Annotated in this window: 36 protein-coding genes; all 36 read right to left on the bottom strand. The window is 45.3% G+C overall.

Translation table 11 applies throughout. The features are described from left to right. Positions 1–4: 4 nt before the first annotated feature. The 36 genes from rplM to rpsG all read right to left on the bottom strand — a co-directional run bounded on the left by rplM (position 5) and on the right by rpsG (position 20,845). Positions 5–442: a 50S ribosomal protein L13 gene (gene rplM, locus MHB54_RS16530; RefSeq protein WP_013312141.1), complete on the bottom strand. Its 438-nt coding sequence runs from the start codon at positions 440–442 to the stop codon at positions 5–7. A gap of 183 nt (positions 443–625) precedes the next feature. Continuing rightward, on the bottom strand, positions 626–1,411 hold the full coding sequence (truA, locus tag MHB54_RS16525; RefSeq protein WP_023990555.1) for a tRNA pseudouridine(38-40) synthase TruA: 786 nt from the start codon (positions 1,409–1,411) through the stop codon (positions 626–628). Positions 1,412–1,562: 151 nt separating this feature from the next. Continuing rightward, entirely contained in the window at positions 1,563–1,928 is a 366-nt protein-coding gene (gene rplQ / locus MHB54_RS16520) for a 50S ribosomal protein L17 (protein ID WP_013312143.1), read from the bottom strand. 34 nt (positions 1,929–1,962) lie between these two features. Next, positions 1,963–2,907: a DNA-directed RNA polymerase subunit alpha gene (locus MHB54_RS16515; protein WP_007432558.1), complete on the bottom strand. Its 945-nt coding sequence runs from the start codon at positions 2,905–2,907 to the stop codon at positions 1,963–1,965. A 135-nt stretch (positions 2,908–3,042) separates the two neighbouring features. Continuing rightward, positions 3,043–3,438 (bottom strand): 30S ribosomal protein S11, encoded by a 396-nt coding sequence (gene rpsK / locus MHB54_RS16510; RefSeq protein ID WP_013312144.1) that lies wholly within the window; start codon positions 3,436–3,438, stop codon positions 3,043–3,045. 19 nt (positions 3,439–3,457) lie between these two features. Continuing rightward, the gene (gene rpsM / locus MHB54_RS16505; RefSeq protein ID WP_007432560.1) at positions 3,458–3,826 is read right to left on the bottom strand and encodes a 30S ribosomal protein S13; all 369 of its coding nucleotides are present in this window, start codon (positions 3,824–3,826) and stop codon (positions 3,458–3,460) included. 21 nt (positions 3,827–3,847) lie between these two features. Then, the gene (rpmJ, locus tag MHB54_RS16500) at positions 3,848–3,961 is read right to left on the bottom strand and encodes a 50S ribosomal protein L36 (protein WP_003333770.1); all 114 of its coding nucleotides are present in this window, start codon (positions 3,959–3,961) and stop codon (positions 3,848–3,850) included. A gap of 117 nt (positions 3,962–4,078) precedes the next feature. Further along, positions 4,079–4,294: a translation initiation factor IF-1 gene (gene infA, locus MHB54_RS16495; RefSeq protein ID WP_006212898.1), complete on the bottom strand. Its 216-nt coding sequence runs from the start codon at positions 4,292–4,294 to the stop codon at positions 4,079–4,081. Between the two features lie 2 nt (positions 4,295–4,296). Further along, positions 4,297–4,605 carry a KOW domain-containing RNA-binding protein gene (locus MHB54_RS16490; protein WP_013312145.1) on the bottom strand — a complete coding sequence of 103 codons (309 nt, stop codon included), beginning with the start codon at positions 4,603–4,605 and terminating at the stop codon, positions 4,297–4,299. Between the two features lie 9 nt (positions 4,606–4,614). Beyond that, positions 4,615–5,154, bottom strand: coding sequence for a M24 family metallopeptidase (locus MHB54_RS16485; RefSeq protein ID WP_049827765.1), 540 nt, complete (start codon positions 5,152–5,154; stop codon positions 4,615–4,617). Positions 5,155–5,159: 5 nt separating this feature from the next. Further along, on the bottom strand, positions 5,160–5,804 hold the full coding sequence (locus MHB54_RS16480; RefSeq protein ID WP_013312147.1) for an adenylate kinase: 645 nt from the start codon (positions 5,802–5,804) through the stop codon (positions 5,160–5,162). Positions 5,805–5,894: 90 nt separating this feature from the next. Beyond that, a complete protein-coding gene (gene secY / locus MHB54_RS16475; RefSeq protein WP_013312148.1) occupies positions 5,895–7,193 on the bottom strand; it encodes a preprotein translocase subunit SecY in 1,299 nt (432 codons plus the stop codon). After that, the gene (gene rplO / locus MHB54_RS16470; protein WP_013312149.1) at positions 7,193–7,633 is read right to left on the bottom strand and encodes a 50S ribosomal protein L15; all 441 of its coding nucleotides are present in this window, start codon (positions 7,631–7,633) and stop codon (positions 7,193–7,195) included. Before rplO ends, secY begins: the two co-directional genes overlap by 1 nt. A 43-nt stretch (positions 7,634–7,676) precedes the next feature. Then, positions 7,677–7,862 (bottom strand): 50S ribosomal protein L30, encoded by a 186-nt coding sequence (rpmD, locus tag MHB54_RS16465; protein ID WP_013312150.1) that lies wholly within the window; start codon positions 7,860–7,862, stop codon positions 7,677–7,679. Between the two features lie 12 nt (positions 7,863–7,874). Next, a complete protein-coding gene (gene rpsE / locus MHB54_RS16460; protein ID WP_013312151.1) occupies positions 7,875–8,372 on the bottom strand; it encodes a 30S ribosomal protein S5 in 498 nt (165 codons plus the stop codon). A 27-nt stretch (positions 8,373–8,399) separates the two neighbouring features. After that, positions 8,400–8,768 (bottom strand): 50S ribosomal protein L18, encoded by a 369-nt coding sequence (rplR, locus tag MHB54_RS16455; RefSeq protein WP_007432568.1) that lies wholly within the window; start codon positions 8,766–8,768, stop codon positions 8,400–8,402. A gap of 115 nt (positions 8,769–8,883) precedes the next feature. Next, positions 8,884–9,426 (bottom strand): 50S ribosomal protein L6, encoded by a 543-nt coding sequence (gene rplF, locus MHB54_RS16450; RefSeq protein ID WP_013312152.1) that lies wholly within the window; start codon positions 9,424–9,426, stop codon positions 8,884–8,886. 33 nt (positions 9,427–9,459) lie between these two features. Further along, positions 9,460–9,858, bottom strand: coding sequence for a 30S ribosomal protein S8 (gene rpsH / locus MHB54_RS16445; RefSeq protein WP_007432570.1), 399 nt, complete (start codon positions 9,856–9,858; stop codon positions 9,460–9,462). A 32-nt stretch (positions 9,859–9,890) separates the two neighbouring features. Next, on the bottom strand, positions 9,891–10,076 hold the full coding sequence (locus MHB54_RS16440) for a type Z 30S ribosomal protein S14 (protein WP_013312154.1): 186 nt from the start codon (positions 10,074–10,076) through the stop codon (positions 9,891–9,893). A gap of 76 nt (positions 10,077–10,152) precedes the next feature. Next, positions 10,153–10,698: a 50S ribosomal protein L5 gene (gene rplE / locus MHB54_RS16435; RefSeq protein WP_007432571.1), complete on the bottom strand. Its 546-nt coding sequence runs from the start codon at positions 10,696–10,698 to the stop codon at positions 10,153–10,155. A 31-nt stretch (positions 10,699–10,729) separates the two neighbouring features. Then, a complete protein-coding gene (rplX, locus tag MHB54_RS16430; RefSeq protein WP_264454482.1) occupies positions 10,730–11,083 on the bottom strand; it encodes a 50S ribosomal protein L24 in 354 nt (117 codons plus the stop codon). A 36-nt stretch (positions 11,084–11,119) separates the two neighbouring features. Further along, the gene (gene rplN, locus MHB54_RS16425) at positions 11,120–11,488 is read right to left on the bottom strand and encodes a 50S ribosomal protein L14 (RefSeq protein WP_007432573.1); all 369 of its coding nucleotides are present in this window, start codon (positions 11,486–11,488) and stop codon (positions 11,120–11,122) included. A 34-nt stretch (positions 11,489–11,522) separates the two neighbouring features. Continuing rightward, positions 11,523–11,786 (bottom strand): 30S ribosomal protein S17, encoded by a 264-nt coding sequence (gene rpsQ / locus MHB54_RS16420; RefSeq protein ID WP_007432574.1) that lies wholly within the window; start codon positions 11,784–11,786, stop codon positions 11,523–11,525. A gap of 50 nt (positions 11,787–11,836) precedes the next feature. Then, positions 11,837–12,034 (bottom strand): 50S ribosomal protein L29, encoded by a 198-nt coding sequence (gene rpmC / locus MHB54_RS16415; protein ID WP_007432575.1) that lies wholly within the window; start codon positions 12,032–12,034, stop codon positions 11,837–11,839. Next, entirely contained in the window at positions 12,024–12,458 is a 435-nt protein-coding gene (gene rplP / locus MHB54_RS16410) for a 50S ribosomal protein L16 (RefSeq protein WP_007432576.1), read from the bottom strand. The genes rpmC and rplP overlap by 11 nt, the downstream gene beginning before the upstream one ends. A gap of 2 nt (positions 12,459–12,460) precedes the next feature. Further along, positions 12,461–13,126, bottom strand: coding sequence for a 30S ribosomal protein S3 (gene rpsC, locus MHB54_RS16405; RefSeq protein ID WP_013312156.1), 666 nt, complete (start codon positions 13,124–13,126; stop codon positions 12,461–12,463). 13 nt (positions 13,127–13,139) lie between these two features. Further along, positions 13,140–13,472, bottom strand: a complete 333-nt coding sequence (gene rplV, locus MHB54_RS16400) for a 50S ribosomal protein L22 (protein ID WP_013312157.1) — start codon at positions 13,470–13,472, stop codon at positions 13,140–13,142. Between the two features lie 36 nt (positions 13,473–13,508). Continuing rightward, complete coding sequence (gene rpsS, locus MHB54_RS16395; protein WP_007432579.1) at positions 13,509–13,787, bottom strand: 30S ribosomal protein S19; 279 nt, start codon at positions 13,785–13,787, stop codon at positions 13,509–13,511. 72 nt (positions 13,788–13,859) lie between these two features. After that, positions 13,860–14,690, bottom strand: a complete 831-nt coding sequence (gene rplB / locus MHB54_RS16390; RefSeq protein ID WP_023990557.1) for a 50S ribosomal protein L2 — start codon at positions 14,688–14,690, stop codon at positions 13,860–13,862. A gap of 30 nt (positions 14,691–14,720) precedes the next feature. Further along, positions 14,721–15,011, bottom strand: coding sequence for a 50S ribosomal protein L23 (gene rplW, locus MHB54_RS16385; RefSeq protein ID WP_013312159.1), 291 nt, complete (start codon positions 15,009–15,011; stop codon positions 14,721–14,723). Further along, a complete protein-coding gene (gene rplD / locus MHB54_RS16380) occupies positions 15,011–15,634 on the bottom strand; it encodes a 50S ribosomal protein L4 (protein WP_013312160.1) in 624 nt (207 codons plus the stop codon). Before rplD ends, rplW begins: the two co-directional genes overlap by 1 nt. A gap of 26 nt (positions 15,635–15,660) precedes the next feature. Beyond that, complete coding sequence (gene rplC, locus MHB54_RS16375) at positions 15,661–16,284, bottom strand: 50S ribosomal protein L3 (protein ID WP_013312161.1); 624 nt, start codon at positions 16,282–16,284, stop codon at positions 15,661–15,663. A 32-nt stretch (positions 16,285–16,316) separates the two neighbouring features. Then, positions 16,317–16,625, bottom strand: a complete 309-nt coding sequence (gene rpsJ, locus MHB54_RS16370; protein ID WP_005544556.1) for a 30S ribosomal protein S10 — start codon at positions 16,623–16,625, stop codon at positions 16,317–16,319. Between the two features lie 338 nt (positions 16,626–16,963). Beyond that, on the bottom strand, positions 16,964–18,154 hold the full coding sequence (gene tuf, locus MHB54_RS16365) for an elongation factor Tu (RefSeq protein WP_028542619.1): 1,191 nt from the start codon (positions 18,152–18,154) through the stop codon (positions 16,964–16,966). A 94-nt stretch (positions 18,155–18,248) separates the two neighbouring features. After that, entirely contained in the window at positions 18,249–20,327 is a 2,079-nt protein-coding gene (gene fusA, locus MHB54_RS16360) for an elongation factor G (RefSeq protein ID WP_023990559.1), read from the bottom strand. A 47-nt stretch (positions 20,328–20,374) separates the two neighbouring features. Then, complete coding sequence (gene rpsG, locus MHB54_RS16355; protein WP_007432586.1) at positions 20,375–20,845, bottom strand: 30S ribosomal protein S7; 471 nt, start codon at positions 20,843–20,845, stop codon at positions 20,375–20,377. Positions 20,846–20,856: the final 11 nt, after the last annotated feature.

The following is a 20,856-nucleotide window of genomic DNA, read 5'->3' as shown; positions in this document are numbered from 1 at the left end:
TTAATTATCCGCGAAGTTCGTAAACTTCAGGTTTTTGTGCTGCATGTGGATGCTCAGTGCCTCTGTAAGCTTTAAGTCTCAGCTTCATTTTCTCGCCTTGACGAGTTTTAGGAAGCATACCGTGAACAGCCAATTCCAACATACGCTCAGGCTTGTTCTTAACCATTTCTTGTGCAACCGTTACTTTCAGACCACCCGGATGCAGGGAGTGACGGTAGTATTTCTTGTTCTCCATTTTTTTACCGGTCAATACGATTTTTTCCGCATTGATTACAACAACAAAATCACCTGTGTCCACATGTGGTGTAAATTGTGGCTTGTGTTTGCCGCGAATCAACGCAGCCGCTTCGCTTGCCAGACGGCCGAGCGTTTTGCCTTCGGCATCAATGATGTGCCAGTTGCGCTCAACTTCATTTGGCTTCGCCATATACGTAGTACGCATGAAAAGTATCCTCCTTAAGTTCGTTAACAGAAATCATCATTTATCTTCGTTCGTTAAGTTGCTGCATTATTGATGGATTAGATGTTAATTTAAAGTGATTATCTTAATTGGGGCTGTGGGAAAGCCATTAAGAAAACACAACTTTTATATTACAGGATAACCATCAATTCCGCAAGGGTAAAATCAATGTTTTTTGATGTTTTCGTCGTACTCTACATTCCAGAGCGTTAAAGCGTGTCCAACGGCCGTAGGTCCGGCCTTTGAACGATTTTTCGCCTCCAAAATGGAAGGAATATCATCCGACGATTTTTTGCCTTCTCCCACTTCCAGCAAAGTACCCATAATAATCCGAACCATGTGCTGCAAAAATCCGCTACCTGTAATATAAGTATGGATAATTCCCTGATCATCCGAGTCCGGACGTGAAAAGGAATGGTCTACTGTCATATAGGCTTCGTAAATAGTGCGAACATGATTCGTCTTTTGGGAACGTCGAGATGCGAACGAAGTATAGTCAAAGGTGCCAACTAAATGAGCTAACCCTTCCTCCATCGCTCTTACATCCAGACTCGTTGGATGATGGGCCTGTGTACGACGGTGAAAGATGTCCGGAAACCGGTTCGCATTAATACTGTACCGATATGTCTTCCGCTTCGCCATGCGGCGTGCATGAAAGGACAGTGGCACCTCTCTCGCATCCGTAACGATGATATCACGAGGCAACCAAGCATTAAGTGCCAGACACCAGCGCTGTAACGGAATCGGCGATTCAGTGTGAAAATTGAATACCTGCCCGTATGCATGTACACCTGCATCTGTACGGCCTGAGCCTGTAATTTTAAGACGCTCGCCCGTCAATGAGTAAATAGCATGTTCAAGGCAGTCCTGAATGGTGTTACCGTTAGGCTGCGTCTGAAAGCCATCATAGTGGGTTCCGTCATAGTTCACCTTCATGCACAAGTTCCGCATGCTTCTCACACCTTTGTAGGGGTATTCTCTGGCCTTGCAAGGAATAACCGAACATAACAAAGGAGAAGCCCCTCAAGGACTCCTCCAAGAGAAAAAAAGGGTTGTTCAGAATCAAGCCGATTCTGTCCACCCTTCCCTCATCTTCGCCTGTTTACGCGCGGTCAACCAATTCCAGATATACCATTGGAGCGGCGTCGCCACGACGAGGTCCCAATTTCAGGATACGAGTGTATCCACCTGGACGCTCAGTGTAACGTGTAGCCAATTCGCTAAACAGCTTTTGGATTGCATCCTGCTCACCATCCAAAGTTTCACGGCGAACGAACGCAGCCACTTGACGACGTGCGTGCAGATCTCCTTTTTTCGCTTTGGTGATCAGTTTTTCAGCAATAGAACGAACTTCTTTCGCTTTAGCCTCAGTAGTTTGGATACGCTCATACAAGAACAGATCGGTTACCAAATCACGAAACAAAGCTTTACGGGCACTGGAGTTACGGCCCAATTTTTGGTATGCCATGTAATTTCCCCTCCTTCACAAAAACGTTGCTGTACTATTCTTCCGTACGAAGTCCTAAACCAAGTTCCTCGAGCTTCTCTTGTACTTCTTCCAAAGATTTGCGACCCAAGTTACGGACCTTCATCATATCTTCTTCAGATTTAGTCGTGAGTTCTTGTACCGTATTGATACCAGCGCGCTTAAGGCAGTTATAGGAACGGACGGAGAGATCCAGCTCTTCGATCGTCATTTCAAGAACTTTTTCTTTCTTGTCTTCTTCTTTTTCAACCATAATTTCAGCATCTTTTGCCTCGTCCGTGAGACCCACGAACAACATCACATGCTCGGTCAAAATTTTGGCTCCAAGGCTCACTGCTTCCTCGGGACGAATACTTCCGTCAGTCCAAACCTCAAGTGTCAGCTTGTCGTAATTCGTAACCTGGCCGACACGCGTATTTTCTACGCCGTAGTTCACGCGTGCAATCGGAGTGTAGATGGAGTCGACGGGAATGACGCCGATCGGCTGGTCATCACGTTTGTTCCGATCCTGCTTAACGTAACCGCGACCGCGATTGGCAAAAATACGCATGTGAAGTCTCGAACCCGGTCCGAGCGTAGCAATGTGAAGATCCGGATTAAGAATTTCCACATCACTATCCGCACGGATATCTCCTGCCGTTACAACTCCTTCGCCTTCCGCATCGATTTCGAGTACTTTCTCTTCATCCGAGTGGATTTTAAGCGATAAAGCTTTCAAGTTCAGAATGATCTCCGTTACGTCTTCCTTCACACCGGGAACCGTTGCAAACTCGTGCAGAACCCCATCGATCTGAACCGATGTGACTGCTGCCCCCGGTAACGAGGATAACAGAATACGGCGAAGCGAGTTTCCCAACGTCGTACCGTATCCGCGTTCCAGCGGTTCTACTACGAATTTTCCATAGGTGCCATCATCATTGACGTCAACCGTCTCAATTTTCGGCTTTTCGATTTCTATCACTGCAATATCCCTCCTTCAAAACGTCGCTCCTATATGAAACATTCACCTTATCCATAGTCTATCATGCAGTATACCTAAACATCCATTCTTGGCAGTTTGTGCCGGATCTATACTACACGCAGAGGAGAAATCTCATTAGACGCGACGACGTTTTGGAGGACGGCATCCGTTATGAGGTACCGGAGTTACGTCTTTGATCAGGTTAACTTCCAAACCAGCAGCTTGCAAAGAGCGGATTGCTGCTTCGCGACCTGCACCAGGTCCTTTAACCATGACTTCGACAGTTTTCATGCCGTGTTCCATAGCAGCTTTAGCAGCAGTTTCTGCGGCCATTTGCGCTGCAAATGGAGTAGATTTACGGGAACCACGGAATCCCATGCCGCCTGAGCTGGCCCAAGAGATTGCGTTACCGTGTGGATCTGTGATCGTAACGATCGTGTTGTTGAACGTGGAACGGATGTGTGCCACGCCAGTCTCGATATTTTTACGGTCACGGCGTTTTGTACGTACAACTTTTTTCGGTTTAGCCATTGAATGTTATCCTCCCTTCTTATTTCTTTTTGTTCGCTACAGTCCGACGAGGACCTTTACGGGTACGAGCATTAGTTTTAGTACGTTGTCCGCGAACAGGCAACCCACGACGGTGACGAACACCACGGTAGCAGCCAATCTCAGTCAGACGTTTAATATTCAAGGAAATTTCACGACGCAGATCGCCTTCTACTTTAACTTCTTTGTCGATCGTTTCACGTAATTTGCTCACTTCATCTTCAGTCAAATCACGAACACGCGTGTTTGCACTGATGCCTGTTTCCTTCAAGATTTTCTGAGAAGTCGTTTTACCGATTCCGAAAATGTAAGTCAAGGCGATCTCAACGCGTTTGTCACGTGGCAAATCCACACCAGCTATACGAGCCATTTTACGCTACACCCCCTTCTATTAACCTTGTTTTTGTTTGTGTTTCGGATTTTCGCAAATAACCATTACGTTCCCTTTGCGGCGAATGACTTTGCATTTTTCGCAAATAGGTTTTACAGAAGGTCTTACCTTCATGTTGATTACCTCCTCCAAGCTTTACCCTGGTAAAACTCGCTTCGTGAACATTCACATCGTTTTGCCGAGCAAAACAAGTTTTTTAAATGACATACGTTTAATAAAAACCTGCATGAATTACTTGCGGTACGTTATACGGCCTTTGGTTAAATCGTAAGGCGATAACTGTACAACCACCTTGTCGCCTGTCAAAATACGGATAAAGTGCATCCGCAGCTTTCCGGAAACATGAGCAAGAATTTGATGACCGTTCTCCAGCTCTACCTTGAACGTAGCGTTCGGCAGTGGCTCGATTACCGTACCTTCAACCTCAATGACATCTTCTTTGGCCAAAGTCAGTCTCCTTTCTCTTCAGCTTGGTATTCGGACGAGTCCAGGAAAGTTTTCACTGCATGGCGCAGCTTTCCATTCGTCACCCGACCGCTTTCGTTTAAACTGTTTACAATCTCGCTACTAATCTTTGGCTGAGGCACCAAATGAAGAACATTTTTCTTCTTCGCTTGATCAAACTTTCGTTTATCCCCATCCGCAATATATACAAACCTGCTATCTGCTACTGAAACGACAACCGCAATCTGTCCGGCACCTCTGCCTTTCAGAATCTTCACCAGCTGACCGATTTGCAGGTTTCCTTGCTGAATCATTCCAATCACCTACGCACTCAGTTTCGTGAAAATGTCCATGCCGCCCGTTTCGCACGTCACCGCTTGCTCGTTATGAGCACATGAGGTTACGTTCATCGTAACGACCGTCCAGTTGTCTTCCAGCGTCCCTACATGGTGAGAACCTATCTGAATCATTGATTCAATAGCCAGCCCAATGCCGGTTTTCAGCCTCGGCCCCTGCTCAGGAATACCACGGTTTGGATTCTCAATATATTGCCGAATGGCATGCGACATTGTAAACTGGCGAGTTTTCGCGATGATATCGCCTTTGTTTAACTTGCGTTTGCCGGGAAATCCGTGCACCAGTTGTTCGTTGACTGAAGCGCAAATGCTAGCAGGAAAACCGTTATAACCTTTAAAAGACGGCACAGCTCCCTGACTGCGAATATACCGATCAGCTAAATGATCAAGTTCACCGGTCGTAATACCGGGCTCGATGTGTCCTGCCAAGAGATGATCCGTTTCCGTATCTATTCTCTTAGCTTTCCTCATAAAGCTTGATTCCGTCCCCGACTTGCAAATGATCATTACAGCTAACCCCGCAACAAGGACACGATATTTTGGGAAACCACATCAATATCCTGTTCTCCGTCAATATGACGCAGAAGATTCTGGTTCTCATAAAACGTGAGGAGTGGTGCTGTTTTATTACTATATTCGTCAAGTCGTGTTCTTACGCTATCTTCATTATCGTCAGGACGCTGATAGAGTTCCCCACCGTCTTTATCGCAAATGCCTTCAACCTTAGGAGGATTAAAGACAATATGATAGCTAGTTCCGCAGCTTTTACAAACCCGCCGTCCTGTGATTCGTGCCAACAAGTTGTCACTATCCACTTTCAGGTTGATGACGTCATCTAGCTTCGTATTCAAACGACCCAAAATTTGATCCAAGGCTTCAGCTTGAGCCAAAGTTCTTGGAAAACCGTCCAGCAAGAACCCTTTCTTGCAATCTGGCTGTTGTAGCCGTTCTTCAACGATACCGATTGTTACGTCATCCGGAACAAGTTCACCCTTGTCGATATATTCTTTAGCTTTAATGCCAATAGGTGTTCCCTGTTTCATCGCTAGGCGAAAAGCATCACCTGTCGAGATATGAGGAATGCCGAATTCCTTCACAATGACATCTGCTTGTGTACCTTTACCAGCCCCCGGAGGGCCCATGATCAAAATATTCACAATCTGTCACTCCTCAAGACGACCCCTACACAAGAAACAGCACAAAAGGTGCCGGTAAGCATGCGAACATCCTAAGCCGGTACCTATTGCCTATTTGTTGATGAAGCCTTTGTAATGGCGTTTGATCAGTTGGCTTTCGATTTGCTTCATTGTATCCAATGCTACACCAATGATGATGAGCAATGAAGTACCGCCAATTTGCACGGAACGAGGCAAGCCCGAAAGCGAACCGAAGAATACCGGCAAAACGGATATGACTGCCAGAAACAAGGCTCCTGTCATTGTCAAACGTGACATTACTCGTGTCAAGTATTTCTCCGTGGCTTTACCCGGGCGAATTCCCGGAATATAACCGCCGTTTTTCTTCATATTGTCGGCCATTTGCTGCGGATTCATCTGTACAAAGGTATAGAAGAATGTGAAACCGATAATCATTACGACATACAAAACCATGCCCAGCGGCTTGTCATAATACAAGTAAGTGGTAACCCACTTAGCCCAAACATGATCTGCCCAGAAACTCGCAATAATTGTCGGGAATTGCAGCAATGATACCGCAAAGATTACCGGAATAACGCCTGCCGCATTAATTTTCATCGGAATATGCGTATTCTGGCCACCGTACATTTTGTTGCCAACTACACGTTTCGCGTATTGTACCGGGATTTTCCGAATACCTTGCTGGATGTAGATAACACCAACAATAATCAGAACAATCACCAGGGCAATTATAATTGCCTTCAGAATATTCATAAACAGCTGATCTGCCTGAATAAACTGAGATTCTACAACCGTCCGAATATGTCTTGGAATACCCGCTGCAATCCCTGCGAAGATAACAATAGAGATACCATTGCCGATTCCCTTTTCGGTAATTTGCTCACCGAGCCACATAAGGAACGTAGTTCCTGCTGTAAGCACAATGGCAATGACCAGATAATCTGCAAAAGTGGCTCCTGGAATCATCGCTGCACCGTACAGTCGATTAAAGCCAATCGACGTTCCGAATGCTTGAATCAGGCCAAGTATTACCGTACCATAACGCGTAATTTGAGCCAACTTCTTTTTACCATGCTCTCCTTGTTTAGCCCATTCCGCAAGTTTCGGAATCACGTCCATTGACAGCAACTGTACAATGATGGACGCTGTAATATATGGCATAATCCCGAGGGCGAAGATCGAAAACTGATACAATGCGCCCCCTGAGAAGGTGTTAAGGAGTCCAAACAACTCGCTTCCTGCCTGATCCTGAGAAGTAAAGACTTGCTTGTTCACGCCGGGAACCGGCACAAAGGAGCCAATACGATATACAAAGAGTATAAACAGGGTGAACAGGATTCGGGTTCTAAGATCCTCAACCCGCCATATATTTTTCAGGGTCTTGAACATTAGATCACCTCGGTTTTACCGCCGGCAGCTTCAATTTTCTCTACCGCAGATTGAGAGAACTTGTTCGCTTTAACTGTCAATTTCACAGTGATTTCACCGTTACCCAGAATTTTGATTCCGGATTTAGCGTTTTTCACAATGCCATTGTTCAGCAAAAACTCAGGGCTTACTTCTGTACCCGCTGCAAAACTGTTCAAATCTTCGATATTCAAAACCGCATACTCTTTACGAGTAGGATTTACGAAACCGCGTTTAGGCAAGCGACGATACAGTGGGTTTTGACCACCCTCGAAGCCCGGACGTACACCACCGCCGGAACGAGCGTTTTGACCTTTATGACCACGACCAGAAGTTTTACCCGTACCGCTACTAGGACCACGACCCAAACGTTTACGTTCTTTGCGGGAGCCTGGAGCTGGGGAAAGCTCATGTAACTTCATCGTTCGTTGCACCTCCTTGATTATTGTTAAAATACTTTATTTCTTAAGCCTCAATTTCTTTAACAGAAACCAAATGGCTAACTTGATTAATCATCCCGCGAATAGCTGCATTGTCGGGTTGAACTACTTTATGGTTGATTTTACGCAAGCCGAGCGTTTTAACAGTCGTTCTCTGATTACCAGGACGGCCGATCAACGAACGAACGAGGGTAATTTCTAATTTCGCCATGATATTCCCTCCTTAGCCCAGCAGCTCTTCGATGGATTTGCCGCGCAATTTTGCAACTTCTTCAGCGCGTTTCAAGCGGGACAAACCTTCCAAAGTCGCATTGACCATATTCATGGAATTCGAAGAACCCAAAGATTTTGTCAAGATATCACCTACACCAGCAAGTTCCAGTACAGCACGAACCGGACCACCAGCGATAACTCCAGTACCTTCCGATGCCGGTTTCAACAGAACCCGGCCAGCACCGAACTTACCTGTAACAAGGTGAGGAATTGTTGTTCCTACGAGTGGAACGTGAACCAGGTTTTTCTTAGCATCTTCAATACCTTTGCGAATTGCATCAGGTACTTCGCCAGCTTTACCGATTCCAGCGCCTACCCAGCCGTTGCCGTCGCCCACTACTACCAGAGCACTGAAGCTGAAACGGCGTCCGCCTTTGACAACTTTAGCTACACGATTAATATTTACTACTCTTTCAGTCAGTTCCAAAGTATTCGGATCTACACGCAAGTCGTTAACCTCCTTTTGAGAAATGTCTTAGAATTCAAGGCCTGCTTCGCGAGCTGCATCAGCCAAAGCTTGAATCCGTCCATGATACAAGTATCCACCACGGTCAAATACGATGTTAGCATGGCCTTTTTCTTTCGCACGTTTAGCAACGAGTTCGCCAACTTTACGAGCTGCTTCTACACTACCGCCGTTTTTGATTTCGCTGCTCAGTTCTTTATCCATAGTGGATGCAGATACCAATGTTACACCAGCTACATCATCAATCAGTTGTGCGTAGATATGCTTGGAAGAGCGGAATACGTTCAAACGAGGACGTACAGCCGTACCTTCGATTTTCTTACGTACACGCAGATGTCTTCTGACACGTGCTTTATTTTTATCTTGTTTTGTAATCATCTCAAGTTTTCACTCCCTTCAGTTTGCCTTTTAAAACTTTATACTAAGACGCACTGGGTAAAAAAGAAGTACGAAGTCTTTCCTGCAGAAAGACCGCACAAAGTCGGTAAGAAACTTATTTCTTCTTACCGGCTTTACCTTCTTTACGAATGATGCGCTCGCCTTCGTATTTAATCCCTTTACCTTTGTACGGTTCAGGTTCACGAACGGAACGAATTTTAGCAGCGTAGGCACCTACACGCTCTTTATCAATTCCGCGAACGATGATTTTAGTGTTCGAAGGAACTTCGAATTCGATGCCCGCTTCCGGTGTGATTTCAACCGGGTGAGAGTATCCAACGTTCAGAACGATTTTATCTCCGGATTTGCTTGCACGATATCCGACCCCAACCAGCTCCAGAGATTTTGAAAACCCTTCAGTTACACCACTTACCATGTTGTTGACAACGCTGCGGGTTGTTCCATGCAAAGAGCGGTGAAGTTTGTTGTCCGAAGGACGAACTACATTAATTTCATTGTTTTCCACAGTAACGGACATGTCTTTATGAAGCTCACGAGTCAATGTTCCTTTAGGACCTTTAACTGTGATCGCTGTGTTGTTCAAAGTCACGTCAACACCACTTGGTACTGTGATTGGTTTACGACCAATACGGGACATATCTGTTGCACCTCCTATCTTTTAAACGTTATCTTACCAAACGTAGCAAACAACTTCTCCGCCGGCTTTGGACTGACGTGCTTCTTTGTCGGTCATGATACCTTTGGATGTTGAAATGATTGCGATCCCGAGTCCACCCAATACGCGTGGAATCTCATTGCTCTTCGTGTAAACGCGAAGACCTGGTTTACTGATTCTTTTCAAACCTGTAATAACACGCTCGTTGTTCGCACCGTATTTCAAGAAAATACGGATAATCCCTTGTTTGCTATCTTCAACAAATTCCGCATCACGAATGAATCCTTCACGTTTCAGGATGTCGGCGATTTGTTTTTTCATTGTAGATGCAGGCATTTCTACTGTTTCGTGACGAACTGTGTTCGCGTTACGAATACGAGTAAGCATATCTGCAATTGGATCAGACATAGTCATTGTGTATAAACCTCCTTCCCAAACAGGACTTTTTACCAGCTTGCTTTTTTCACGCCAGGAATCTGGCCTTTATAAGCTAATTCACGGAAGCAAATTCTGCAGATCTTAAACTTTTGCAGTACCGAATGTGGACGACCACAACGCTCGCAACGAGTGTAAGCACGAACTTTAAACTTTGGTGTGCGTTGTTGTTTGACTTTCATTGAAGTTTTTGCCACTTAGCCTGACACCTCCTAAATAGTTTCGGAGAACAGGGTGTCTTTAAAATCAGACGCCCGAAACGTTATGCCAACATTATTTTGCGAAAGGCATGCCCAGCTGAGTCAGAAGCTCACGGGACTCTTCGTCAGTTTTGGCAGTCGTTACGATAACGATGTCCATACCACGAACTTTATCAACTTGATCATACTCGATTTCCGGGAAGATCAACTGTTCTTTCAGACCAAGCGTGTAGTTACCACGTCCGTCGAAAGCTTTTGTCGATACACCATGGAAGTCACGTACGCGAGGAAGAGTAATGTTGAACAATTTGTCCAAGAAATAATACATACGCTCGCCACGAAGTGTTACCTTTACACCGATCGGCATGTTTTCACGCAATTTAAAACCTGCAATAGATTTTTTTGCGCGAGTGATTACTGGTTTTTGACCAGCAATCAGCTGCATGTCGTTGAGAGCTGAATCAAGTACTTTGGAGTTTTGGACTGCGTCGCCAACACCCATGTTGATTACAACTTTCTCGATTTTAGGCACTTGCATCACTGTTGTATAGTTGAACTTCTGCATCAAAGCAGGAGTGATTTCTTTCAAGAAACGTTCTTTCATTCTTGTTGTAGCCATGAATCATATACCTCCTTTCTTCAAAAAATAATTAGTCGATCACTTCGCCAGAACGTTTTGCAATGCGCACTTTTTTTCCGTTGTCCAAAACTTTGTAACCAACACGGGTTACTTTTCCGCTCTTCGGATCAATGTGCATAACGTTGGAAACGTGAATCGGAGCTTCTTTCTCGATGATGCCGCCTTGTGGATTCAGCTGATTAGGCTTTTGGTGTTTTTTAATCATGTTAACACCTTCCACAAGCACACGGTTTTGACGAGGGTAAGCAGCGATAACGCGACCTTTTTTACCTTTATCTTTACCTGTAATCACCAGAACAGTGTCGTCTTTTTTGACGTGAAGCTTGTTGTTATGGGATTCCAGAATTTTTTTCACTTTTGGCATTTCGTACACCTCCTACGGGCACATTTTAAGGTGAGTTTAGATCACTTCCGGAGCCAAGGAAACGATTTTCATGAAGTCCTTGTCACGAAGTTCGCGAGCAACTGGTCCGAAAATACGAGTACCACGTGGGCTCTTGTCTTCTTTAACGACCACTGCTGCGTTCTCGTCAAATCCGATGTAGGAACCGTCTTTACGGCGGATAGAACGTTTAGTACGAACAACAACCGCTCTTACTACATCACCCTTTTTGACAACGCCGCCTGGTGTTGCTTGTTTTACGGAACAAACGATCAGGTCACCAATTTGAGCTGTACGACGTCCCGTACCACCGAGCACACGGATACACATCAGTTCCTTCGCGCCGGAATTGTCAGCTACAGTCAAACGTGTAAATGGTTGAATCATTTATTTATCCTCCTTTCGGAAAAACTACACTACATTAGATTATAACAGCTTTTTCAACGATTTCGACCAGTCTCCAGTTTTTGTCTTTGGACAAAGGGCGAGTTTCCATGATTTTAACAGTATCACCAATTTGTGCAGTGTTGTTTTCATCATGAGCTTTGAATTTCTTAGTTACTTTAATACGTTTATGGTAGAGATCATGTTTTTTGTAAGTTTCTACAGCAATCACAATCGTTTTATCCATTTTGTCGCTGACTACTTTACCGACTAATACTTTACGGGCATTACGTTCGCTCATTGTTGGCCTCCTTCCTAATTACAGGCGGATTTTCCACCCGGTCTGTTATCTTAGCTAATCCCAAGTTCTCTTTCACGGATCACAGTTTTAGCACGAGCAATTTCCTTACGCACAGCGCCGATCCGAGTCGGGTTATCAAGCTGACCGGTAGCGAGTTGAAAACGAAGGTTGAAAAGTTCTTCTTTAAAACCGGAGATCTTTTGTTCGATTTCAGCAGTGGTTAGGTTGCGGAATTCACTAGCCTTCATTTGCTTCACCACCCAATTCTTCACGTTTCACAAACTTAGTTTTGATTGGCAGTTTGTGAGCGGCAAGACGCATTGCTTCACGAGCAATCTCTTCCGGAACACCAGCAAGTTCGAACATAATCTTGCCTGGTTTCACTACTGCAACCCATTTTTCTACGTTACCTTTACCACTACCCATACGAACCTCAAGAGGCTTCTGAGTAATTGGTTTGTCAGGGAAAATTTTAATCCAAACCTTACCACCACGTTTGATGTAACGAGTCATCGCAATACGAGCAGCTTCGATTTGACGGTTAGTAATCCATGCAGGTTCAGTAGCTTGCAAACCGTACTCACCAAAGTTCAGTGTAGTACCGCCTTTTGCACGCCCCTTCATATGACCACGTTGTTGTTTACGATGTTTTACGCGTTTTGGTACCAACATGATTAGTTGCCTCCTTCCTGAGGAGCTTGTTTCTTAGCTGGAGGAAGAACCTCTCCACGATAGATCCATACTTTTACGCCAAGACGACCGTAAGTAGTATGAGCTTCCGCTGTACCATAGTCAATGTCGGCACGAAGCGTATGCAGTGGAACAGTTCCTTCGCTGTACCCTTCGGAACGAGCGATTTCGGCACCGCCAAGACGTCCGCCTACTTGAGTTTTAATTCCTTTTGCTCCGGAGCGCATAGTTCTTTGAATCGCTTGTTTCAAAGCACGACGGAAAGAAACACGACGTTCCAATTGTTGTGCAATGCTTTCAGCAACCAGAATTGCGTCCAGTTCAGGATTTTTAATTTCAGAAATATTGATGTGTACCTTTTTACCGCCTGCGATTTTAGTAATTTCATTACGCAGATTTTCAACTTCGGAACCACCCTTACCGATAACCATACCTGGTTTCGCAGTGTGAATCGTTACGTTGACACGGTTAGCTGCTCTCTCGATTTCAACACGGGATACAGCGGAGTCTTTCAATCTTTTTTTCAGATGTTCACGAATTCTAACGTCTTCCAGCAAAAGATCACCGAAATCTTTGCCTGCATACCATTTGGATTCCCAATCACGGATAATACCGATTCGGAGTCCGACGGGATTTACCTTTTGGCCCACACGTTTTCCCTCCTTATTTTTCAGATACCACCAGAGTAATATGACTGGTGCGTTTGTTGATACGGCTTGCACGACCCATTGCACGCGGGCGGAATCGTTTCATTGTAGGACCTTGGTTTACAAAAACCTGAGATACTACCAATTTATTTACGTCCAAAGAGTAGTTGTGATCTGCATTCGCAATCGCAGAATTCAACAATTTCTCAACGACTGGAGAAGCGGACTTTGGAGTGTGACGAAGAATTGCAATCGCCTCACCAACCTGCTTACCGCGAATCAAATCGATAACAAGTTTCACTTTGCGAGCAGAAATCCGCACGGATTTAGCATGTGCTTTTGCTTCCATTGAGTTTACCTCCTCTCAAACACTACGCTGTGTTGATTATCTTCTTGTTTTCTTATCGTCATCCGTATGGCCTTTGTACGTACGTGTTGGAGCGAATTCGCCCAATTTGTGTCCGACCATATCTTCCGTTACGTATACTGGCACGTGTTTACGACCATCGTATACACCAAACGTATGTCCGATAAATTGTGGGAAAATCGTAGAGCGACGGGACCAAGTTTTGATTACCACTTTTTTGTCCGACTCGTTCAAAACCTCTACTTTTTTCAACAGGTAACCATCAATGAATGGTCCTTTTTTGAGACTGCGACCCATTTATGAATCCTCCCTTCGTTAAAACGTAGTCGTTCCTTAATATGTTAACGTGCGACTTAAGCGCACGTTTTATTACTTAGTACGACGACGAACGATGTACTTATCAGATGCTTTACCTTTTTTACGTGTCTTGTAACCAAGGGTTGGTTTACCCCATGGAGACATTGGAGATTTACGTCCGATTGGAGCGCGACCTTCACCACCACCGTGTGGGTGATCGTTAGGGTTCATTACAACACCGCGAACTTCAGGACGTTGTCCCAACCAGCGACTACGACCGGCTTTACCGATTTTCACCAGTTCGTGGTCTTCGTTACCTACAGAACCGATTGTAGCGCGGCAAACTTTCAGAATGCGGCGAACTTCACCAGAAGACAAACGAATTGTAACATACTTTTCTTCTTTACCAAGAAGTTGGGCTTCCGTACCAGCAGCGCGAACGAGTTGGCCACCTTTACCCGGTTTCAATTCGATGTTGTGGATAACCGTACCTACTGGAATGTTTTCCAATGGCAAGGAGTTACCGATTTTGATATCGGAACCTGCACCGGATACCACTTCGTCTCCTACTTTCAGACCTTTAGGAGCGATGATGTAACGTTTTTCACCATCCACATAGTGGATAAGTGCGATGTTGGACGTACGGTTTGGATCATATTCGATCGTAGCAACGCGGCCCGGTATTCCATCTTTGTTACGTTTGAAGTCAATAATACGGTATTTACGTTTGTGTCCGCCGCCTTGATGACGAACTGTAATTTTACCTTGGTTATTGCGTCCAGCTTGCTTGCTCAGAGGTGCCAGCAACGATTTCTCGGGCTGATTAGTTGTAATCTCCTCGAAAGTAGATACAGACATAGCACGTCTGGCCGGGGACGTTGGTTTATACTTTTTAATTGGCACTGAGTTTCCCTCCTTACTTTACAGTTTCAATTATACCGTTTCAAAAAACTCAAGCGGCTTACTGTCTTTGCTCAGCGTTACGAACGCTTTCTTCCACTCGCTCGTATAGCCGGAATGACGTCCGTAGCGTTTTGGTTTTGCAGGAACACGAAGCGTATTTACGTTACTTACTTTCACGTTAAAAATGGCTTCGATTGCTTTTTTAACTTCGACTTTGTTAGAACGAATGTCAACCTCGAAAACGTATTTCAAGTCATTCATCATACCAGCCGTACGTTCGGTGATAACCGGACGTTTGATAATATCACGAGGATCCTTCATTACGCGAGCACCTCCTCTACCTTCTGAACTGCTTCCTTCGTAATGATCAGTTTGTCGTGTCCGAGCACATCAAGAACATTAATGCCGTCTGCGGCTACAAACTTCACACCAGGAATATTACGAGCGGACAGTGCTACATTATCATCATAGCTAGGAGCTACGATCAATGCTTTACGATCAGCTTTAAGGTTATTCAAAATGGCTGCGAATTCTTTCGTTTTAGGTCCGTTCAGTGTAAGAGCGTCCAATACGATAATTTCATTCTCAATCACTTTGGATGACAACGCCGATTTGATCGCCAGACGACGAACCTTTTTAGGCAATTTGTAAGCATAGCTGCGTGGAGTGGGACCGAATACAGTACCGCCACCAACCCATTGCGGTGCACGGATCGAACCTTGACGAGCGCGGCCAGTACCTTTTTGTTTCCAAGGTTTACGTCCGCCACCACGTACTTCAGAACGTCCTTTTACTTTGTGAGTACCTTGACGCAGGGAAGCCAATTGCATAACAACAGCGTCATGAAGAACGTGCTTATTCGGCTCGATACCGAACACTGCGTCGTTCAATTCAATTTCACCAACTTGGCTGCCGCTAATATTAAATAGTGCTACTTTTGGCATTTCGTGTTCCTCCTTTCTTCAGTTGTTTATTTTTTCACCGTTTCTAATACTTTAACGAAGCTATTTTTAGGTCCTGGAATGGAACCTTTCACGAGCAATACATTACGTTCTGTATCGATCTTAACAACTTCAAGACGTTGGATCGTTACCGTTTCATGCCCCATGTGTCCTGGAAGGTGTTTACCTTTAGGAACGCGGTTAGCTTGAATGGAACCCATAGAACCTGGACCTCTGTGGTAACGCGAGCCGTGTGCCATTGGTCCGCGGCTTTGTCCCCAACGTTTGATAACGCCGGCAAAACCTTTACCTTTAGAAATACCTGTTACGTCAACGAATTCGCCTTCTGTGAAGACATCAGCCTTCAGTTCTTGGCCAACCTCGTACGCAGCAAGGTCGATGCCACGAAGTTCACGAACGTAGCGCTTAGGTGCAGTATTTGCTTTTTTCGCATGTCCTGCTTCAGGTTTGTTGGATCTTTTTTCTTTCTTATCAGAGAAACCGAGTTGGATAGCTTCGTATCCATCGTTTTCCAGATCTTTCTTTTGCAGAACAACACAAGGACCTGCTTCGATAACCGTAACAGCAAGTACGTTACCTTCAGGGGTAAACACTTGAGTCATTCCGAGTTTTTTTCCTAAGATACCTTTCATGTTGACACCTCATTTCTTTTCCTAATTACATATTACAATTTAATTTCGATATCTACACCGGACGGCAGGTCCAAGCGCATCAAGGCATCCACAGTTTGTGGAGTCGGGTTAACAATGTCGATCAAACGCTTGTGTGTGCGCATTTCGAACTGCTCCCGGGAATCCTTGTACTTGTGTACCGCACGGAGAATAGTAATGATTTGTTTTTCAGTTGGCAGCGGAATTGGCCCGGATACACCTGCGCCCGAACGTTTAGCTGTTTCAACAATTTTCTCAGCGGATTGATCAAGAATTCTATGATCGTAAGCTTTCAAACGAATACGAATTTTTTGCTTTGCCATTTTAGTCCCTCCTTCTATCGCCCAATTTGGTATCGGACATACTCCGTGAAAATTTTCCGACAGCCCTCCCATGGCAAAGGGGCCGGGTGTGTCAGTAACCTCTCACATCATCGCACAGTCACAAACAACATTAGTTATTATATCGAATAGTTCTGCCTATTGCAAGCAAAAACGAAAAAACAATGCATCTTATTTTCAAAAGATACAATTGTGTTCGCAGCTTGCGATTTTCCCAAGAGAAAAGCCCCCGCACCAGGGCAGGGGCTCGTTTAGCTTCGTTCCAATACAATGTTACTCGTTCCAGTACACTGTTGCTCTATTTATAGGCTAAAGCCTTCTTATTTGGAGATTGTTGCTACGGCACCAGCGCCAACTGTACGTCCACCTTCACGAATAGAGAACTTAGTTCCTTCTTCGATAGCGATCGGGTTGATCAGTTGAACAGTAACCGTGATGTTATCACCAGGCATTACCATTTCGGAACCTTCTGGCAAAGTAATGATACCAGTTACGTCAGTTGTACGGAAGTAGAACTGTGGACGGTAACCAGTGAAGAAAGGTTTGTGACGTCCACCCTCTTCTTTAGTCAAAACGTAGATTTGAGCAGAGAATTCTGTATGAGGTTTAACAGAACCTGGTTTAGCCAATACTTGGCCACGCTCGATTTGTGCACGATCTACACCGCGAAGCAATGCGCCGATGTTATCGCCAGCTTGAGCAGAGTCAAGCAATTTACGGAACATTTCTACGCCTGTTACTACGGATTTACGGGATTCTTCTTGAATACCGATGATTTCGATTTCGTCGCCCACTTTAACAGTACCACGCTCTACACGGCCTGTTGCAACTGTACCACGACCAGTGATGGAGAATACGTCCTCGACAGGCATCAAGAAAGGCTTGTCAGTATCGCGTTCTGGAGTTGGGATATAAGTGTCGATTGTTTCGAACATTTCAACGATTTTCTTAGCATAGTCGCCCTCTGGGTTTTGCAGAGCTTCACGAGCGGAACCGCGAATGATTGGAGTGTCATCGCCTGGGAAGTCATATTCGCTCAGCAAGTCACGAACTTCCATTTCAACCAATTCCAGCAACTCTTCGTCTTCAACCATGTCGCATTTGTTCAGGAATACAACGATGTAAGGAACACCAACTTGGCGGGACAACAGGATGTGCTCGCGAGTTTGCGGCATTGGGCCGTCAGCTGCGGATACAACCAGAATCGCTCCGTCCATTTGTGCAGCGCCAGTGATCATGTTTTTAACATAGTCGGCGTGACCTGGGCAGTCAACGTGTGCATAGTGACGGTTAGGTGTTTCATATTCCACGTGTGCAGTGGAGATTGTGATACCGCGTTCGCGCTCTTCTGGAGCTTTATCGATTTGATCGAATGCTACAGCAGCACCACCGTAAGTTTTGGACAATACAGTTGTGATTGCAGCAGTCAAAGTAGTTTTACCATGATCGACGTGACCAATAGTACCGATATTAACGTGCGGTTTGTTACGTTCAAACTTAGCCTTTGCCATTTGAACAATTCCTCCTCAATAACTTGTTTTATTTTAGGCTGCCGGATGCCCTTTTGGTAAAACCTTAAGTATACCGGTCAGCTGATACATTGTATTACTCGCCGCCTTTGGTTTTGGCAACGATCTCTTCAGCAATGCTCTTCGGCACTTCTTCATAATGAGAAAGTTCCATAGAGAACACGCCGCGTCCTTGTGTACCGGAGCGAAGTGTAGTCGAATATCCGAACATTTCGGACAAAGGCACCTTCGCACGAATGATTTGAGCTCCACTACGGGAATCCATACCTTCAATCCGACCACGACGGGAGTTCAACATACCCATTACGTCACCCATGTATTCCTCAGGAACCGTTACTTCAACTTTCATAATCGGCTCAAGCAAAACTGGTTTACATTTGTCTTTCGCTGCTTTCAGCGCCATTGATCCGGCAATTTTAAATGCCATTTCATTGGAATCGACATCATGGTATGATCCGTCCACGATTGTAGCTTTAACGTCCACAAGCGGGAAGCCTGCGATAACGCCGTTTTTCATTTGTTCCTCAATACCAGCAAGAGCAGGTGCGATGTACTCTCTAGGAACAGAGCCGCCGACTACCTTACTTTCGAATTGACTACCAGTACCTGGTTCGAGTGGTTCGAACTCAACCCATACGTGACCATATTGACCACGACCACCGGACTGACGAACGAATTTACCTTCGACACGTGCTGGAGCACGGAACGTTTCACGGTAAGCAACCTGTGGTTTACCCACATTCGTTTCTACCTTGAACTCACGACGCATACGGTCAATGATGATGTCCAAGTGAAGCTCACCCATACCTGCCAAGATGGTTTGACCTGTTTCTTCGTTAGTATGAGCTCGAAGAGTTGGATCCTCTTCAGTCAACTTACCGAGAGCTACAGACATTTTATCTTGGTCAGCTTTGGTTTTAGGCTCAACCGCGATTTCGATAACCGGATCAGGGAAATTCATGGACTCGAGAATAACAGGACTCTTCTCATCACACAGTGTATCACCTGTACCTGTATCTTTCAAACCTACGGCAGCCGCAATATCACCAGAGTAAACTACAGTGATTTCTTGACGACTGTTCGCATGCATTTGAAGAATACGTCCGATACGTTCGCGTTTACCTTTTGTTGCATTCAATACGTAAGATCCGGATTGAAGAACACCGGAGTATACGCGGAAGAATGTCAACTTACCAACGTAAGGATCCGTCATGATTTTGAAGGCCAATGCGGAGAATGGCTCTTCATCGGAAGAGTGACGTTCAACTTCCGTACCGTCTTCCAAATGCCCTTGAATACTTGGCACGTCAGTAGGAGCCGGCAAATAGTCGAGAACAGCATCCAACATCAGCTGAACACCTTTATTGCGGTAAGAAGATCCACAGATAACTGGGAAGATTTTAACTTCTACAACACCTTTACGGAGAGCGGCTTTAATTTCGGCAACCGAAATTTCTTCGCCTTCCAGGTATTTCATTGTCAATTCTTCGTCCAGTTCAGCAACCTTCTCGATCAATTCATTACGGAGTTCCTCAACCTGATCTTTGAATTCCGCAGGAATTTCTACTTCTTCGATATCTTGACCAAGATCATCTTTGTACATATGAGCTTTTTGTTCAACGATATCGATAATACCAGTAAAATCATTTTCTGCGCCGATTGGCAATTGAATCGCAACTGCGTTCGCTTGAAGGCGATCACGCATGTCGGAGACAACATTCAAGAAGTCGGCACCAATGATATCCATTTTGTTTACATATGCGATCCGTGGAACGCCGTAGCGATCAGCCTGTCTCCATACGGTTTCGGACTGAGGCTCAACGCCTTCTTTCGCACTGAAAACACCAACTGCTCCGTCCAATACACGAAGGGAACGTTCAACTTCAACAGTGAAGTCAACGTGCCCCGGGGTGTCGATGATATTGACGCGGTGACCTTTCCAGGCAGCGGTCGTCGCAGCGGAAGTAATCGTGATTCCGCGCTCTTGTTCTTGTTCCATCCAGTCCATTGTCGCAGCGCCTTCGTGAACTTCACCGATTTTGTGCGTACGGCCTGTGTAGAACAAGATCCGCTCTGTTGTTGTGGTTTTACCCGCGTCAATATGAGCCATGATCCCGATATTACGTGTATTTTTCAAGGAGAACTCTCTTGCCATGAAATGGGTCTCCCTTCAAAATTGAAGTTATTTTTTTGAGCTGAATCCTACCAACGATAGTGAGCAAACGCTTTGTTTGCTTCAGCCATTTTGTGCGTGTCTTCACGTTTTTTCACGGAAGCGCCTGTGTTGTTGGAAGCATCGATAATTTCAGCCGCCAAACGCTCTTCCATGGTTTTCTCACCGCGGTTGCGGGAGTAGTTTACGAGCCAACGTAATCCCAGGGACGTACGTCTTTCTGGTTTTACCTCGATTGGTACTTGGTAGTTGGCACCGCCGACACGGCGTGCTTTAACTTCCAGGACTGGCATGATATTCTTGATAGCTGCTTCAAAAACTTCCATCGGGTCATTCCCCGTACGTTCTTGGATAAGCTTGAACGCATTGTACAGAATGCTTTGAGCAACGCCTCGTTTTCCGTCGAGCATGATGCGGTTGATCAAGCGGGTAACCAACTTGCTGTTGTATACCGGATCTGGCAACACGTCTCTTTTGGTAACTGGACCTTTGCGTGGCATGGATATCCCCC

This window comes from Paenibacillus sp. FSL M7-0802, assembly GCF_038004945.1.
GTDB lineage: Bacteria > Bacillota > Bacilli > Paenibacillales > Paenibacillaceae > Paenibacillus > Paenibacillus polymyxa_B.
This window is presented reverse-complemented; position numbering and strand designations above follow the sequence as displayed.

What these genes read in the sequence shown, in the direction of transcription:
- rpsG (WP_007432586.1), bottom strand. Translation starts at nt 20,845, where the DNA reads ATGCCACGCAAAGGTCCAGTTACCAAAAGAGACGTGTTGCCAGATCCG.
- fusA (WP_023990559.1), bottom strand. Translation starts at nt 20,327, where the DNA reads ATGGCAAGAGAGTTCTCCTTGAAAAATACACGTAATATCGGGATCATG.
- rplW (WP_013312159.1), bottom strand. Translation starts at nt 15,011, where the DNA reads ATGAAGGATCCTCGTGATATTATCAAACGTCCGGTTATCACCGAACGT.
- rplQ (WP_013312143.1), bottom strand. Translation starts at nt 1,928, where the DNA reads ATGGCATACCAAAAATTGGGCCGTAACTCCAGTGCCCGTAAAGCTTTG.
- rpsQ (WP_007432574.1), bottom strand. Translation starts at nt 11,786, where the DNA reads ATGAGCGAACGTAATGCCCGTAAAGTATTAGTCGGTAAAGTAGTCAGC.
- rplE (WP_007432571.1), bottom strand. Translation starts at nt 10,698, where the DNA reads ATGGCTACAACAAGAATGAAAGAACGTTTCTTGAAAGAAATCACTCCT.
- rplF (WP_013312152.1), bottom strand. Translation starts at nt 9,426, where the DNA reads ATGTCCCGTATTGGTCGTAAACCAATCACAGTACCAAGTGGTGTTGAC.
- rplP (WP_007432576.1), bottom strand. Translation starts at nt 12,458, where the DNA reads ATGTTGGTACCAAAACGCGTAAAACATCGTAAACAACAACGTGGTCAT.
- MHB54_RS16490 (WP_013312145.1), bottom strand. Translation starts at nt 4,605, where the DNA reads ATGATTCAGCAAGGAAACCTGCAAATCGGTCAGCTGGTGAAGATTCTG.
- rpmC (WP_007432575.1), bottom strand. Translation starts at nt 12,034, where the DNA reads ATGAAGGCTAGTGAATTCCGCAACCTAACCACTGCTGAAATCGAACAA.
- rpsM (WP_007432560.1), bottom strand. Translation starts at nt 3,826, where the DNA reads ATGGCTCGTATAGCTGGTGTGGATTTGCCACGTGACAAACGCGTTGAG.
- rpsH (WP_007432570.1), bottom strand. Translation starts at nt 9,858, where the DNA reads ATGACTATGTCTGATCCAATTGCAGATATGCTTACTCGTATTCGTAAC.
- rpsK (WP_013312144.1), bottom strand. Translation starts at nt 3,438, where the DNA reads ATGGCTAAACCGAAAAAAGTTGTACGTACAAAACGCCGTGACCGTAAA.
- rplV (WP_013312157.1), bottom strand. Translation starts at nt 13,472, where the DNA reads ATGGAAGCAAAAGCACATGCTAAATCCGTGCGGATTTCTGCTCGCAAA.
- truA (WP_023990555.1), bottom strand. Translation starts at nt 1,411, where the DNA reads ATGCGGAACTTGTGCATGAAGGTGAACTATGACGGAACCCACTATGAT.
- rplX (WP_264454482.1), bottom strand. Translation starts at nt 11,083, where the DNA reads ATGCCAAAAGTGAAAAAAATTCTGGAATCCCATAACAACAAGCTTCAC.
- rpmD (WP_013312150.1), bottom strand. Translation starts at nt 7,862, where the DNA reads ATGGCGAAATTAGAAATTACCCTCGTTCGTTCGTTGATCGGCCGTCCT.
- rplM (WP_013312141.1), bottom strand. Translation starts at nt 442, where the DNA reads ATGCGTACTACGTATATGGCGAAGCCAAATGAAGTTGAGCGCAACTGG.
- rpsS (WP_007432579.1), bottom strand. Translation starts at nt 13,787, where the DNA reads ATGGGTCGCAGTCTCAAAAAAGGACCATTCATTGATGGTTACCTGTTG.
- rplN (WP_007432573.1), bottom strand. Translation starts at nt 11,488, where the DNA reads ATGATTCAACCATTTACACGTTTGACTGTAGCTGACAATTCCGGCGCG.
- rplO (WP_013312149.1), bottom strand. Translation starts at nt 7,633, where the DNA reads ATGAAGTTACATGAGCTTTCCCCAGCTCCAGGCTCCCGCAAAGAACGT.
- rpmJ (WP_003333770.1), bottom strand. Translation starts at nt 3,961, where the DNA reads ATGAAGGTAAGACCTTCTGTAAAACCTATTTGCGAAAAATGCAAAGTC.
- secY (WP_013312148.1), bottom strand. Translation starts at nt 7,193, where the DNA reads ATGTTCAAGACCCTGAAAAATATATGGCGGGTTGAGGATCTTAGAACC.
- rplR (WP_007432568.1), bottom strand. Translation starts at nt 8,768, where the DNA reads ATGATTACAAAACAAGATAAAAATAAAGCACGTGTCAGAAGACATCTG.
- rpsJ (WP_005544556.1), bottom strand. Translation starts at nt 16,625, where the DNA reads ATGGCAAAGCAAAAAATTCGTATTCGTTTGAAAGCTTACGATCATAGA.
- tuf (WP_028542619.1), bottom strand. Translation starts at nt 18,154, where the DNA reads ATGGCAAAGGCTAAGTTTGAACGTAACAAACCGCACGTTAATATCGGT.
- rplC (WP_013312161.1), bottom strand. Translation starts at nt 16,284, where the DNA reads ATGAAAGGTATCTTAGGAAAAAAACTCGGAATGACTCAAGTGTTTACC.
- rplD (WP_013312160.1), bottom strand. Translation starts at nt 15,634, where the DNA reads ATGCCAAAAGTAGCACTATTTAATATTAGCGGCAGCCAAGTTGGTGAA.
- MHB54_RS16485 (WP_049827765.1), bottom strand. Translation starts at nt 5,154, where the DNA reads ATGATCATTTGCAAGTCGGGGACGGAATCAAGCTTTATGAGGAAAGCT.